The organism is Halovulum sp. GXIMD14794 (genome assembly GCF_054457455.1).
In genome coordinates, this window is the sequence record NZ_JBTLNF010000013.1 from 1 (window position 1) to 13,973 (window position 13,973).

11 protein-coding genes and 3 pseudogenes are annotated in these 13,973 nt (G+C 60.0%); 11 read left to right on the forward strand and 3 right to left on the reverse strand.

Annotated features, from left to right (window positions below; all coding sequences use genetic code 11):
- Positions 1–82: 82 nt before the first annotated feature.
- Positions 83–856: an alpha/beta fold hydrolase gene (locus ACW9UR_RS24500; protein WP_458919706.1), complete on the reverse strand. Its 774-nt coding sequence runs from the start codon at positions 854–856 to the stop codon at positions 83–85.
- Positions 857–1,099: 243 nt separating this feature from the next.
- On the opposite strand from ACW9UR_RS24500, the pseudogene ACW9UR_RS24505 reads away from it, so the two are divergent.
- Positions 1,100–1,732, forward strand: a pseudogene (locus ACW9UR_RS24505) (tyrosine-type recombinase/integrase).
- Between the two features lie 196 nt (positions 1,733–1,928).
- On the opposite strand, the gene ACW9UR_RS24510 reads toward ACW9UR_RS24505, so the two are convergent.
- A complete protein-coding gene (locus ACW9UR_RS24510) occupies positions 1,929–2,885 on the reverse strand; it encodes an AraC family transcriptional regulator (protein WP_458919707.1) in 957 nt (318 codons plus the stop codon).
- 161 nt (positions 2,886–3,046) lie between these two features.
- Here ACW9UR_RS24510 and ACW9UR_RS24515 point away from each other — a divergent pair, with 161 nt between their 5' ends.
- From ACW9UR_RS24515 to ACW9UR_RS24530, 4 genes are all read left to right on the forward strand, one after another.
- Complete coding sequence (locus ACW9UR_RS24515; RefSeq protein WP_458919708.1) at positions 3,047–4,387, forward strand: metal-dependent hydrolase family protein; 1,341 nt, start codon at positions 3,047–3,049, stop codon at positions 4,385–4,387.
- A gap of 68 nt (positions 4,388–4,455) precedes the next feature.
- Entirely contained in the window at positions 4,456–5,847 is a 1,392-nt protein-coding gene (locus tag ACW9UR_RS24520) for an amidohydrolase family protein (protein ID WP_458919709.1), read from the forward strand.
- A gap of 68 nt (positions 5,848–5,915) precedes the next feature.
- Complete coding sequence (locus ACW9UR_RS24525) at positions 5,916–6,314, forward strand: hypothetical protein (RefSeq protein ID WP_458919710.1); 399 nt, start codon at positions 5,916–5,918, stop codon at positions 6,312–6,314.
- Positions 6,315–6,360: 46 nt separating this feature from the next.
- The gene (locus ACW9UR_RS24530) at positions 6,361–7,104 is read left to right on the forward strand and encodes a DUF3299 domain-containing protein (RefSeq protein ID WP_458919711.1); all 744 of its coding nucleotides are present in this window, start codon (positions 6,361–6,363) and stop codon (positions 7,102–7,104) included.
- 1,075 nt (positions 7,105–8,179) lie between these two features.
- Here ACW9UR_RS24530 and ACW9UR_RS24535 read toward each other — a convergent pair.
- Positions 8,180–9,139 (reverse strand): annotated as a pseudogene (locus ACW9UR_RS24535) (DEAD/DEAH box helicase); the annotation flags it as partial.
- Positions 9,140–9,427: 288 nt separating this feature from the next.
- Between ACW9UR_RS24535 and ACW9UR_RS24540 the strand changes: the two are divergent.
- From ACW9UR_RS24540 to ACW9UR_RS24565, 6 genes and pseudogenes are all read left to right on the forward strand, one after another.
- Positions 9,428–9,754 (forward strand): hypothetical protein, encoded by a 327-nt coding sequence (locus ACW9UR_RS24540; protein ID WP_458919712.1) that lies wholly within the window; start codon positions 9,428–9,430, stop codon positions 9,752–9,754.
- Between the two features lie 171 nt (positions 9,755–9,925).
- A pseudogene (locus ACW9UR_RS24545) lies at positions 9,926–10,180 on the forward strand (major capsid protein); the annotation flags it as partial.
- A 164-nt stretch (positions 10,181–10,344) separates the two neighbouring features.
- Entirely contained in the window at positions 10,345–11,052 is a 708-nt protein-coding gene (locus ACW9UR_RS24550; RefSeq protein ID WP_458919713.1) for a FadR/GntR family transcriptional regulator, read from the forward strand.
- A 68-nt stretch (positions 11,053–11,120) separates the two neighbouring features.
- On the forward strand, positions 11,121–12,083 hold the full coding sequence (locus ACW9UR_RS24555; protein ID WP_458919714.1) for a TRAP transporter substrate-binding protein: 963 nt from the start codon (positions 11,121–11,123) through the stop codon (positions 12,081–12,083).
- A 56-nt stretch (positions 12,084–12,139) separates the two neighbouring features.
- Entirely contained in the window at positions 12,140–12,649 is a 510-nt protein-coding gene (locus ACW9UR_RS24560; RefSeq protein WP_458919715.1) for a TRAP transporter small permease, read from the forward strand.
- Positions 12,646–13,968, forward strand: a complete 1,323-nt coding sequence (locus ACW9UR_RS24565; protein WP_458919716.1) for a TRAP transporter large permease — start codon at positions 12,646–12,648, stop codon at positions 13,966–13,968. The genes ACW9UR_RS24560 and ACW9UR_RS24565 overlap by 4 nt, the downstream gene beginning before the upstream one ends.
- Positions 13,969–13,973 lie beyond the last annotated feature (5 nt).

Below are 13,973 nucleotides of genomic sequence, written 5' to 3' on the forward strand. Positions count from 1 at the left end.
TCCTGCTCCTTCAGCATCGCGATGATCTGCTCTTCCGTGAACCTCGATCGCTTCATCGTCCGTCTCCTGGTTGGGGCGGACTCTACCCGAAACTGGAGGAAGAAACGGGTCTCAGGTCAGCGGCGTTGTTCCAGTCTTCCCTCCGGGCATCAGGCAAGTCAGCGTAGAGGCGATCAATGACTTCGGCGTCACGGAAAACTCGGTCATGCAGACCCGTGATCGAAAGGACCGGAAGGTCGAGCGACGACCACGGAAATTGCCAGTCTGTATTTACCGAGTTTCGCATCAGGTTTGCGTGGCCGTGTTTCGGGGCCATGGGTGCGTAAGGGCCATTTAGGAAATCCGGGCGCACACTGGCCGCGTAGTCCGGATTGGTCAGAAGTGGCATCATCAAACCCATGAACAGGGCCGCGCCACCCGTTGCCACGTAATGGGGAAGCGCGTCGTTGATCCATGCGATGCGTGGATTGATCTCGCGCAGCGTGTTCAGAAGCACGATCCCGGCCGCAGGGGCGCCCCTTGCAAAGGCTTGCGCCGCATAGAGTCCGCCGATCGACAGGCCGGTAAGGACAGGGCGGTCTGGCGCAACCTTGCCCAAAAGCCACACCAAGTCATCGACGATCAGGTCGTTGGTGAGTTCCAGGCTTGGGTCGAACTTGGATTTCTCTTGTCCCCTGAAGTTATAGCTGAGCGTCCCGAAACCACGGCTGCGAAGCCCTGGCGCGACAGCGTTTTCCCAATGACTGGTGGAGCCGGTCAGCGCGTTTACGAATACGAATGTCGGTGCGCCGCTCCGAACGGGTCGAGTGTGTAGAAAATAGAGCGCGTTCTCTGAATCAAACCGGAGATCAGCCATCCAACCGCCCACCTTCCGTGCATGATTTTACAGCAAGCCTTGTGTGTGACCAAATGTTAACCGCGATAGCGTCGCTCTTGTGGTTCTGTGTTTATCGGCTTTGGGCTCGGCACGGACCACCGCACTGCAGCAAAGCGTCTTTGAGATTTGAGAATGGAAGCGGACATTCGTCCTCGCAGGGAAAATCCGCGGGTTGGCACGGTGCCCATGCCTGGTGCGGGAGGGCTGGATGGAGACCTCATCATCTCCAGTATCCAGCTTCCGGCAGCCAGACCACCACGTCCGCCATGGAACAACGGGCGACTGATTGGCCAGAAACGTCCGCTCCTTCCACGACAGGTCTGGGCCATTCGCGCCCGGCTCGAGCTTGCCGACAACCCGCGCGACTTGGCTTTGTTCAACCTCGCAATCGACAGCAAGCTTCGCGGCTGTGACTTGGTTCGGCTCGAAGTCGTGGACCTCGTCGCCGCCGGCAACGTCCGTGACCGCGTATCGGTCCTCTAGCGCAAGACAGGGCGGCCAGTTCAATTCGAAGTGTCGGAGAACACGCGGCGATCAGTACTCGCGTGGGTCACGTCGGTACCCATGCTTGGTCCGGTGTTCCTGTTTCCAAGCAGGTTCCACAGCTCACCGCACATCTCGACAAGGCAGTACGCGCGTCTTCTTCACGACTGGGTGTCTGCGATCGGTCTCGATCCAAGCGGGTATGGAACACATTCCCTACGGCGGACGAAAGCCGCGTTGATCTACCGGAAGACCGGCAATCTGCGCGCGGTTCAACTTCTGCTCGGTCACACAAAGGTGGACAGCACGGTTCGCTACATTGGCGTCGAACTCGATGGCGCACTCAGCATCGCAGAGAAGATCGATATCTGAGCGTTTGGCGGACGGCAGCGGTCGTCCGCCATCCGTGACCACCCGTTGTTCACATCTGGTCGCAGCGGCTGCCTAGAGCCCAAAGCTGCAGTGAGCCCCAGGCGCAGCAATAGGGAAAAAGGGCGGGAAGCTGACTTTCGCTGTTCCTGTCGCCAATGTCCGGAAAGAAAGAAATAAAGAGACTTCCTCAGCGACCTCAACGCCTGTAGTTACCAGGCGTGAGGCCGGTCCACCTCTTGAAGACACGCGAAAACGACGAGGGGTCCGGGTAGCCGACCAGTTCCCCGACTTGCGGGTAACCGAGCCGATTGTCATTCAGGAGCGCCTTCGCCCGTTCGGCGCGACTATGGTCCAGTTCCGCCTTGTAACTGGTTCCATGTTCCGCGAGCACCGATTTGATGCGGCGGGGTTTCAAGCCGGCGACCTCCGAGAACTTCTCCAGCGAGAGAGATGGTTTGTGAAGGTGGAGGTCCAGCAGCCTACGAAAATCCGAGAGGAACGCCTCGGGCGTGGGCGGACGCTCAGGAGCCGACTGCCGGGGCGCTCCCCCGATGTGGAGAAGAAGCCAAGGCGCGGGAAACTCGAAACGTGCCCCTCGCGAGTCACCACGGCGCACGGCGAGACCGGGCGCGAAGGTCGTCGGAATCGCTGCAGGGGCGGAGACGCGTATCGTCAGATCGGACGGTCTCCACTCCTCGCCACAAGCCTCGCGGATCAATCGGCACATGAAGCCTGCAAAATACCCGTCGACCTGCCGCGGGCGGCGGGCTGGTTTGAACTGACGTTCGGAACTCAGGACGGCCCGGCTGCCGTTGATACGCAGTTCGTAAGTCGCAAGTGAGGTGATCTGGTCTGCATCGACGATCAGCTTTGTCAGGACTTCGCCAAGCGCCGTATCGGTCAAGGTGACAGCTCGGAAGTTGGGGTGGCTGTAAATCGCATCCTCCGACCCGATCCTGAACCCGAAATGCGGATCGCCCGTCACCTCCGCCGTGCGTTCGGCCAGGTTGTACCAATCCTGTCCCAGCATAGGCGCAGAGCCTTCCTGAACATCGGCCAGGGACAATCCTGTTCCAAGTAGCGCATCATCCGCGGTGATGCCCTTGCCGAGCAGCGCCGTCAGAAAGGGTTGTGCCATGGCGCTGGAAACCACGGGAAGATAGGTCCGGGAAGCGTTCCTTCTTGGCATGGTTCCCCGGAGGTCATGTGCAAAACGGTGCGATTATTCGACCATCATTGACCGTAGTGTCAATGACACGTCCTCGCATACCGTTACACTCAATAAACCAAATGTTTCCCTCAAAGGCTGATGGCATGAAGAAACAACTCGCTTTCACGCTCTCCCTGAGCATCGCCACGGCTGCGACAGCACAGGAGGAAAGCTTCCCAATTCTCTTCACCGACGTGCATGTCTTTGACGGTGTGAACGAAGAGAGGATCGAGAATGCCAATGTGCTGGTTGTCGACAACCTGATCGCGGAGGTATCGAGCGAGCCCCTGGCGGCTGCCAATGCCCGGATCATCGACGGCGGCGGGCGCACCCTGATGCCGGGCCTGATCGACGCCCATGTGCACATGGCGGTCACCGAACCCGTTGCCGACCTGCGGGACAACTACGACTGGATGTACTGGGGTGCCGTCTCCACCATCGAGGCCGAGAAAATGCTGCTGCGCGGCTTCACAACAGTCCGCGATGCAGGAGGCCCCGCGATCGGGCTTCAGAAGGCGATTGACCGGGGCAAGGCCGTTGGGCCGCGGATCTATCCCTCCGGGCCGGTGATCTCGCAGACCTCTGGCCACGGCGAACACCGGGTCTACAATGAGCCGCACCCGAATTTCGAAGGGGCGCAGCCTTCCTTCTTCAACCAGCACCTCGAGTTTCTGGCCGATGGGGTGCCGGAAGTGCTACGCGCGACGCGGGAGGCGCTGCGCCTTGGCGCGACGCAGATCAAGGTCATGGCTGGCGGGGGCGTGTCTTCGACCGTCGATCCGCTCCACACCGTGCAGTACCTGCCCGAGGAACTGGAAGCCGCAGTCAAGGCTGCCGAAGATTGGGGAACCTATGTCCTGGTCCATGTCTACAACGACGACTCGATCCTGAGGTCGATCGACGCCGGTGTCATCAGCATCGAGCACGCCCAGCTGATGACGGAGGTCTCGGCACAGGCCATCAAGGATGCCGATGTCTGGGTTGTGCCGTTCTATTCGCTTCTGGGCATTGACGCAGAAACAGTGGCCAAGGCGCTCGGCCCGCTCTCGGCACCCAAGTTCCTCGAAGTGCAGGCGGGTGCGCGCAACCAGATGCGCTTGCTGAAGGAATACGAGATCGAGAACGTCGCCTTCTCGACCGACATCATCGGCGATCCGGTGGCGCTGACCAAGCAGAACGACGAATTCAAGTACCGCCTCGAGGTCTGGACGTCTCACGAGATCCTGCAGCAGGCGACCTCGAAGTCAGCCGAACTTCTGGCGCTTTCGGGCAAGCTCAACCCCTACAAAGATGGCCCGCTCGGCGTGATCGAGCCGGGCGCCTATGCGGACCTTCTGCTGGTCGAGGGGAACCCGGTCGAGGATGTGGAATTGCTGGTCGACTACGAAGCCAACATCGACCTGATCATGAAGGACGGCGTGATCTACAAGAGCACGCTGGACTGAGTGGGGCGCGGGGCGAACGTACCTCGACGTCCCGCGCATCTCTCTCGTTTCGGTAAGGAGGAAGACCGATGGCCCATAACTGGCAACTCTACATGGCGGCTGTCATTGCCACTATGACGGCAAGCATCGCCTACGCGCAGGACGCAAGTCCACAGACGCTTTTCACAAATGTCCATGTCTTTGACGGTGTGGGCGAGGCACGCATCGAAGATGCCAGCGTTCTGGTCGAAGGCAACCTCATCAAGGAAGTGTCGACTGAGGCCATCAACGCACCGGGGGCGACGGTGGTTGACGGCGGCGGGCGCACGCTGATGCCCGGCCTGATCGATAGCCACACGCATCTTTACGCCACCGGTGTGTTCCAGACATTCGCGGGATTGCAGGCCGCGAAATGGGACCAGATCGGCGCCGTGGCTGCCGAAAATGCGCGCGATTACCTCTATGACGGGTACACGACCGTGCGGGACACCGGTGGGATGGGGGCCGGCCTGAAGGAACTGATCGATCAGGGCACTGTCGATGGTCCAAGAATTTATGCCGCTGGTGCCGCCATCGGCCCATCCTCTGGGCACGGCGATTGGCGCAATCCAGTACAGCGCACCTTCAACATGGGCGCCAGCGACGTCGGCAACACGCTGAACCTGTCCTACATCGCAGATGGTACTGACGAGGTGCGCAAGGCATCCCGCCTCAACTTCGCACATGGCGCACATTTCCTGAAGCTCATGGCTGGTGGTGGCGTTTCCTCCGAACTCGACCCGCTCTGGTCAGTTGCCTACCGGGTGGACGAGATCGCGGCTGCCGTCGAGGCGGCGTCGTTTTTCGATACCTATACGACTGTTCATGCCTACACGGACGAGACCGTGAACATGGCGCTGGATGCGGGCGTGAAGTCCATCGAACACGGGCAAATGGTCACCGAGGAAACGGTGAAGCGCATTGCCGATGAAGGGATCTTCTGGGCGATCAACGTGGCCGGGCTGGATCCGCAGTTGTTGAACCACCCGAACTATGCCCAACCGACGGTGAAGCCGAAGCTTGAAGCCTATCTCGACGGGTCCGAGAACCTCGTGGACTACGTAAAGAAGTACAAGCCGAAGATCGTACACAACGTGGACACGGTGCTGTCGACAATCGGCTTCGGCCGGTCGCATCGGGATTTCGAGAAGTTTTACTTCGCTGAACTTTTCGGGAACCACGCTTTCCTCGTCGCGGCAACGTCCACCGGAGGCGAATTGGCGCAACTGACCGGAAAGCGGAACCCCTATCCGAACAAGCTAGGGGTGATCGAGGCGGGAGCTTATGCCGACATCCTGGTCGTGGACGGAAACCCGCTTGAAGACCTCTCGGTGCTGGGCGCCAATCCGGAATGGTTCGACGCTGCCCCCAGAGACCGCGGTTTCGAGACCATCCGGCTCATCATGAAGGATGGTGTCGTTTACAAGAACACACTCGAATGAGTGTTGCGCGGGGTGATCGTCCCTCGGTGCCCCGCGCATTTTCCCAAGCTGGGTCAAGGGAGAGAGTTATGGTGAAAGCATTCATTGGTGTGGCTGTCGCAACCTCGCTTTGCGCGTTTGCCGTTGCCGCGGAAGAAAACGCGAGCCGTTACTACCTCGGCATCGGCGAGCCTGCCCCTCACGCTTGGAAGATCATGGTCGAAAACCCGACTGACCGGGAAAAGGACATGGGCGGCGCCATCGAGGCGATTGGTGGCGAGATGATCAGTTATTTCTGGGGGCTGGCGGATGGAAAGAACTACATCACGGTCCGGTTGCCGGACGATCCCGGCATGGTTCAGGCGATGTATGTGTCGCGCCTTAGCCAGGGCGTTCTGGAGGACTACACCTTCATTGAACTCATGACGACCGCCGACATGGTCGATGCCCTGAAACGGGTGCCGGACTTCATGACGCCGGTCGAGTAGGCACCCCCTCCCGCCCGCAGCAACGACCGGAAGCCGAGAGACTGATATGCGCCATTTCCTTGCCACCCTATTGGTCATCGCCGGAGCCAACCCGCTCAGCGCTGGCGAAACCTCCATCGACTGGCCAGACCTGGTCGACCAGAGCGTGCAATCCTACGAGGATCCCTTCACCGAGCTAAGCTATGAACAGATCGACGATCTGCGTCGGATCGTGAAACTCCAGGCGGCTTTGGACGGCACAAATCCATCTCCGGGGGCAAGCGCGCGGCTGGAGGAGATCAAGGCGGCGCTTTCCGAGCAGGGAATCGACGCCGACTGGCTGATCTCTCAACGTTGGGTCGTTGCCGAGCGCCGCGAACTGGCGGGTGCCGCCGGCAACCCGACCCATGACGGCGAAACGGTCACGCTCGGCGGATTTGCCATCCCCGCGCCGCCGGCCGAGAACGGCACCTCGACAGCTTATCTCGTCCCCGAACGGGGCATGTGCAGCCATGTCCCGCCGCCGCCACCAAACCAGATGGTGCGCCTGCGCCTTTCCGATGGCTGGAAACCGGCCATGATCCACGAGCCCATCGTGGTCACGGGTCGGCTCAACATCGATCCGTCCGAACGGCAGTTGATGGTGGTGGACGGCTTCATCCAGATGAAGGCGACCTTCTCGATGGACGTTGCCGAGGTGCAGAGTTTCGGTTCGTCGGGCGGGACGGACACATCTGTGACCAATGATTGGGCTAAAAATCTTGTCGACGGTGTTCGGCCGCGTACGACAACAGATCCAGCCGGGCAATGAGAGCCGGACAGTCTGCGCGCTTCGTTCTCAAAAAATGGCAACCGAGACTAACACTATCCGACACTACACAGTTGCCGTCCTGTTTTCAGAGAAACGCGGACCGCTCACCTTTCCCCCGAAAGCCTCTTGGGACACCTGAATAAATTTTCTTTGCGGAGGATTTCGCTCTGATCATAAACTTCAGGGAGTAAAGAGGAGACTGAGTCCGGAACAGCGAAGCCTGCAGTCAACTAAACGCCGCTTCGCGATAGATGTTCACGATTAATCGAAGGCCAGGTTGGGACTCGACCGGGTCACTCGAGCCTTTCGGTGAGACATGTGTTTCGCGGCAGTGAGTTGCTTCTCGCGCTCCAGTTTCTGCCGCCTGTGGCCAAACGACCGCTTCAAAAGAAATCGCGACACAGCGTGGAGGCACCAACCCGGACGACAGCTTATTAACGCCAGAAGAGACCGCATATGAAACATCGAAAACCTGCGCAGCGAACGACCGCATACGGTCTCGCTCACTTGGCGGACCACAAACGACCGCTTTCGGGACATCGAGTTGCGCTGCTGCGATGAGGTGGCTGTCAGCAAGTGATTTGGAGGATCACAAATGCCGCGGGTGCATGAGCCTGGTTCGTCCGCACTGTGGACTTCTGGCCGCTTCCAGAGCGCGCAAGTGCGGCGAGCGTCGGGTTCGGCGGGCAGCGCTGCACCATCCTGAGCAGGGATCTGAGTTCGGCAAAGGGTCGAGATCAGCTTCGGGCTTTCACCGACACGGACTGCCCTTTGTGTAGACCGGGCTCTGTGGCCGGAAAGGGATGGCCGCTGCGCGTCGCACAAATGTCGGCACCGCGGCATACCCGTCATCGGTCGAGGCTACCGCGATCGAAACCCTGAAGCGGTGTTTCGCCGTCTACGATCGACCGGGTACCGGCTTTGCGCCTTTGGGCTGCCGTTTTGGGGCGCCGGGCTTGTTCCGGGTTTTTCCCGCTGCCTTGCCTGACGTAGCCGCTGCCGCGCGAGCGCGGTTCTTCTTGCTGCTCGGCTTGCCTTTGGGCGGGGGCGGCCCCTTGGGTTTGCGGTCGGGCCTCTCCTGGTTGGAGGGCAGTTCGGCATGCACGACGAGATCGAGCCTTGGCAGGTCGATGCCGCGTGCCGCGACATCAGTCGCGACGCAGACTTGCGCGCGCCCGTCACGCATGGCCTGCAAGGAGTGGGTGCGTTCAGATTGCGACTGCTCGCCCGACAGAGCCACTGCGTTGAACCCTCGGTTCGACAGCCTCGCCGCAAGGCGGTTGACCATGGCACGCGTGTTGGCAAAGACCAGCGCATTGGGGGCTTCGTGATACCGCAATGTATTGATCACCGCATTGCCGACATCACGCTCGGCCACCAACATCGCGCGGTATTCGATATCATCGTGCTGCGGGGTCTCGGACTTCGCGACAATTCGTTCGGCGTCGTTCTGGTAGTCTTTCGCGAGAGCGGCGATGGTCGGCGGAACGGTGGCCGAGAACAGCAAGGTCTGCCGTTCGGGCGGCAATTCGCCCAGGATGAACTCAAGCTCTTCTCGGAATCCGAGGTCGAGCATCTCGTCGGCCTCGTCGAGGACAACTGCGCGCACGGCGGAAAGATCGATGGAGCCGCGGGCGATGTGATCGCGCAGGCGCCCCGGCGTCGCCGCAACGATATGCGCCCCGCGTTCCAGTGCGCGGCGTTCGTCGCGCATGTCCATGCCACCCACGCAAGAGGCAAGGACTGCCCCCGCCCTGGCATAAAGCCAGCCGAGTTCGCGTTTGACCTGCAAGGCCAGTTCGCGCGTCGGGGCAATGACGACGGCAAGAGGTGTGGCACCCGGTGCGAAAAGGTCATTGTCCCCCAGTAGCGTAGGGGCGATCGCAAGGCCGAAGCCAAGTGTCTTGCCCGAGCCGGTTTGCGCCGAAACCAGTAGATCACGACCTTTCAATGCGGGCTCGAGCACCGATGTCTGAACGGGTGTCAGCGTGGTGTAGCCACGGTCATCGAGGGCCGCGCGAAGTGCAGGGTGCATGGAGGATCTTTACTCTCGGGAACGGCTCGGGGCGCGAACGGGTAGGTTTCGCGCCAGCAAGGGCGCACAAGCCGCCGTACTTAGCGCAATAGCGAAGGCTTGTATAGACTCAAGGGAGGCCAAAAGCACCCGGTGGCGCCTGGTCGCGGGCGTGATTGATATGCTTTTGCCCGAGATCAAACGGCATTTTTGCAGCGCCCTTGACAGCAGAAGGAACATGCGACCGTCACCCGCAAGCTCGAGGGTCTCTGCGACGCAATCGCTGATGGCCTGCGCTCCCCGGGCCTGATGGAAAAGGTGACAGCGCTGGAAGAACAAAAGCGGTCACTCGAAGCGGCCCTGGAGGCTCCGGCGCCCTCCCCCGTGCGCCTGCATCCCAATCTCTCCGAGGTCTACCGCCAAAAGGTCATCGGCTTGAGTGCGGCACTGGCCGACCCGGCGATGCGCGACGAGGCCCTCGGCCTGCTGCGCGGGCTGATCGAGACCGTGGAGCTGCGCTATGAGGACCAAACCTGGCAGGTCGACCTGAAGGGCGAGATCGCCCGGCTGGTGGAGATGGGAAGCCCGGATACACAAAAGCCCCGGGCGGACGCCGGGGCCTGGTGTTCGGTATAAGTGGTTGCGGGGGCAGGATCACAACACTGCTTGGCGCGTGTCAATCTAATGTAGGATGAAGAGCGGCTGGAAGCACGGTAGGCCGCTGTGCGCACTGGCAGGCACAATCCGCCGGCAGGCAGACGTCCCTGCACTATTCGCCGCCTAGCACTCACAGCAACCGGATCATAGCTCGCCGGCATCGTGAAGGACGTCGCCGGCACCACGCTCTGCAGCTACTTCACCGAGTTCGGCCCGACGCAGATCTCGGTCGAGTTCCCGCTCGGCACGGCCGGGACCAATGTGCAGGGCATGGTCCGTGAGGTATTGCGCGCTATCGAGGACAACCTGCTCGGCGAAAGCAGGTTGGGCGTGCATGCGCCGCTGCGCCAGGACGTACGCCGAGACTTCCTCTCCACCGGCATCCTCTTCGAGGAATACACCGGCATAAAGGGGCCTCGCTGCTCTACGAGATGGAGGCTATACGCCGACCCCGCCATTGCCGAGCTGCAACGTATACATAAAAGCGGAACCCATATGCAAGTCAAAATTGTTTGACTTAATGGTCGAATCATAATATCCATCTTTGTCAGACAAATAGGATATAGCTGTTGACCCAACTCCAACGGACGAACTTAACGGACGCGCTGGCCCGCGAAATCGCCCTTCAAATGCTGCGCGGCGTGTGGCAGCCGGGCGAGCGACTACCAACGGAACACGCAATTGCAGCCGAACAGGGCGTCAGTCGTTCGGTCGTGCGTGAGTCCATTCGGTCTCTTGCATCGAAAGGAATGATCGCATCACGACCGGGGATTGGGGCAACCGTCCAAGCAACGGGCAACTGGAACATGTTGGATCCGGACTTAATGTCTTGGGCGCTCTCTACGCCGGGACGAGGATCCTACCTGCTGGATCTGGTCGCCTTTCGGATGATCGTCGAACCGGCTGCCGCCGAGCTTGCGGCTATTAATCCAGACGATGGCGCGCGGGCCGCTGTTGTTGCAGCTGCGGCTGATATGCGCACGCACTACGACGATCCGGGCAAGTTCCCGCATGCCGATTTCGAGTTTCATCGAGTCTTGTTCGAAGCGGCAGGAAATCCATTTCTGACCGCGGTTTTCAATGCGATCTCGGTCGCATTTCTCAAGAGTCTGACTTGGTATTGGGATCCGCCAGGCGGTCCGTTGCATACCGTTGAACTGCACGAAGAGGTCGCCAGTGCAATAGAACAGGCAGATGCGGCTGGCGCAAAGGACGCGATGACCCGAGTTCTTGAAAACGCGAGAGGTCTTTGGACGCAGGAACTCACCAAAGCCTAAAGATACGACCCCCAAAACCAAATAGACACAAAGGGAGGAGACTTATGTCTTTTGCTAACAGGATCACTTTGCTTGCCGGTGTGCTGGGTATGTCTCTGGCCTCCGCGATTGCGCAAGGCGCCGAAATTACGTGGCGGGCCAGCAATAGTCAGGCCCCTGACCACCCTCTGACAATCGCCACCCACAACTTTGCCGAGAAGGTCGCCGAACTGACCGACGGCCGGATGGAAATCAAGGTTTTCCATTCCAGTCACCTTTCGGGAAACGAGATCGACCATCTCAAGACCGGGTCCCTGCAATCGGGGATCGTCACGCCAAGCCGTCTGGCCCAGTTCGATCCGTCCTTCGCGATCCTGGAAATCCCGTACTTGTTCCGTAGCTACGAACACATGATCGCGGTGACACGCGGCCCGATCGGCGATCGGCTGGCCAAGGATATCGAGGCGGAGTCCGGACTTGTCCTTCTGGGCTATTTCGGCGGCGCGGCGCGCAACATGATAACCGTGGACCACCCGATCGAATCCATCGACGACCTCGAAGGGATGAAGATGCGGACGTTTCAGTCCGACACCATGATCAACTGGTGGGCGGATCTTGGCGCCATTGGTGCCGTGGTGCCCTTTGCAGAAGTGTACCCGGCGCTTCAGACCGGTGTGGTCGATGGCGGCGAAAACGAGTTCAGCACCTTCACCACCGCGCGTTGGGCAGAGGTCGCCAAGGACATCGCCATCACAGAGCACAACTTTACCGTGCGCCCGATGGTCGCCAGCGCGGATGCGTTCTATTCGTTGCCGGAGGATATCCAGGCTGCCGTCCTGGAGGCGGCGCGTGAGGCGGCGGAAGAGGATGTCGCGCTTCAGCGCGAATTGGACGCCACCAACCTGGCCCGTCTGGAGGGAGAATTCAGCGTCACGGTCAGCCGCCCCGACAAGACACCGTTCATAGAACGGTCGCAGGCGACAATCCAGACCTTCGCGGAAAGCAACGATATCGAGGATTTAGCCACCGAGATCATCGCCACCGGAGGTTGAACCACTCAGCCGGCCGGGGCGGCGGTTCGCCCCGGCCGTATCAAGAAAGTCATCCGATGCAATTGTTCTTCAGATCCTGCGATGCGCTTTACCGCGTCATCGCAACCGCCGCCGGGCTGCTTTGCCTTCTACTTCTGTCCTGTCTTCTGGCCCAGGTCATCACCCGCTACGTCCTGCAGATCGGATGGGCAACCAATTCCTACCTGATCCGCAACGCGTTCATCTGGGTGATGGCGCTGGGGGCAATCGGCGCCGTGCGAGAATGGGCACATTTTCGCATCGACGCGCTGGACAACGTGTCCAATGCAACGGCCCGCCTGACAGGCCTGCTTATCGCCACAGGATCCGCGTTGTTCGGGGGCGTACTGATCGCTGCCACGTCCATCCAGTTGATCCCGTTGGGACTCGAAAAACGAGATCCGTCCACTGGCCTGCCGGATGTGCTCTTCTATCTTGCTCTGCCGGTCTGCGGCACTTTCATGGCGGTATTCGCGCTTGAACAGATGTTGATCGTTCTAAAGCACAAGCAACGCCCCGACACGAGTGCCGAGGGGTACGAAATATGATACTGACAACGACGATCGTCGGATCGATCCTTTTCGGCGGATTCCTGTTTTGCTTGGTGATTGGCGTCCCCATCTCACTGGCCCTGCTGTTTTCCGGGGCCGGTGTGTTTGCGCTGGAACCCATGCTGAACCTGGTCACGGCGCCGCTCATCATGCTTCAGGCGATGGAGAGCTTTCTGCTGCTTGCCATTCCTGGCTTCATGTTCTCGGCGTTGCTGATGAACAAGATCGGGCTGACGGACGACATTGTGGCGATATCTGACGTGTTGGTCGGCCGGATCCGGGGCGGCTTGGCGCAGGTGAATGTCACAGCGTCCATGTTGCTGGGATCGGTTTCGGGGTCCTCGACCGCCGACGTAGCTGGGCTTGGGTCGATCCTGATCCCGGTGATGCGGCGTGGCGGGTATTCCGGCGGATTTTCGGTATCGGTTACAGCGGCCTCTTCCGCTATCGGATCAATCATTCCGCCCAGCATTCTGATGGTTTTCTACGGCGCTACGGCCAATGTCTCTATCAGTGCGCTGTTCCTCGCCGGCTACATTCCGGGCCTTCTGGTTGGCTTCCAGCAAATGGCAATTTCATATTTCTATGCCAAGAAACACAACGTGGTGACCGAACGGGTAGAGCGAACCTGGAAAGAAGTTTTCCTTGTTCTCATCCGAGGGCTGATCCCGATTTCAGTGATCTTCATAATCATCGGCGGCATCATATTCGGCATCATGACCGCGACCGAGGCCGCGGCCGTCGCATCCGTCTATGTCGTGCTTCTCGGGCTGCTAGTATATCGCAACCTGACTTTTTCCATAGTGCTGGAAACCGCGATCCGTACCGCCATTCTAACCGGCGTGGTAATGCTGTGCGTCGGCGCAGGATCGTTCTTCGGCTGGGTTCTAACATTCTATGATGTACTTGATTTCGCGAAGGAACTGTTGATCGAATGGTCGGTCGGCCCCACCGCGTTCCTGTTCATCGTGACAGCGCTGTTTCTTTTGCTAGGGACCTTCCTCGACCCGGCACCAGCCATCTTGATCTTCATTCCGGTGATCGGCCCAATGTCCGTGGCCCTAGGTGTCGATCCCGTTCTAATGGGGGTCGTCATCGTCATGGCCCTTGCAATCGGGAAGATCACGCCGCCCTACGGGATCAGCCTGATGATGGCCTGCGCCGTTGCCAAGGTTCCGTTGATGGATTCCCTGCGTTGGGCTGCGGTCTTCTTCGTGGCTTTCGGGATGCTGCTGGCGGTCCTGATCCTGTTCCCAGGGATCACGCTCTTCCTGCCGCGCCTTGTCGTGCCCGAGATCATGTCCCAGGGAAGGTGAAGCCG

Coding starts and splice junctions, on each gene's coding strand:
- ACW9UR_RS24500 (WP_458919706.1), bottom strand. CDS start 856: ATGGCTGATCTCCGGTTTGATTCAGAGAACGCGCTCTATTTTCTACAC.
- ACW9UR_RS24560 (WP_458919715.1), top strand. CDS start 12,140: ATGCAATTGTTCTTCAGATCCTGCGATGCGCTTTACCGCGTCATCGCA.
- ACW9UR_RS24520 (WP_458919709.1), top strand. CDS start 4,456: ATGGCCCATAACTGGCAACTCTACATGGCGGCTGTCATTGCCACTATG.
- ACW9UR_RS24530 (WP_458919711.1), top strand. CDS start 6,361: ATGCGCCATTTCCTTGCCACCCTATTGGTCATCGCCGGAGCCAACCCG.
- ACW9UR_RS24525 (WP_458919710.1), top strand. CDS start 5,916: ATGGTGAAAGCATTCATTGGTGTGGCTGTCGCAACCTCGCTTTGCGCG.
- ACW9UR_RS24515 (WP_458919708.1), top strand. CDS start 3,047: ATGAAGAAACAACTCGCTTTCACGCTCTCCCTGAGCATCGCCACGGCT.
- ACW9UR_RS24540 (WP_458919712.1), top strand. CDS start 9,428: ATGGAAAAGGTGACAGCGCTGGAAGAACAAAAGCGGTCACTCGAAGCG.
- ACW9UR_RS24565 (WP_458919716.1), top strand. CDS start 12,646: ATGATACTGACAACGACGATCGTCGGATCGATCCTTTTCGGCGGATTC.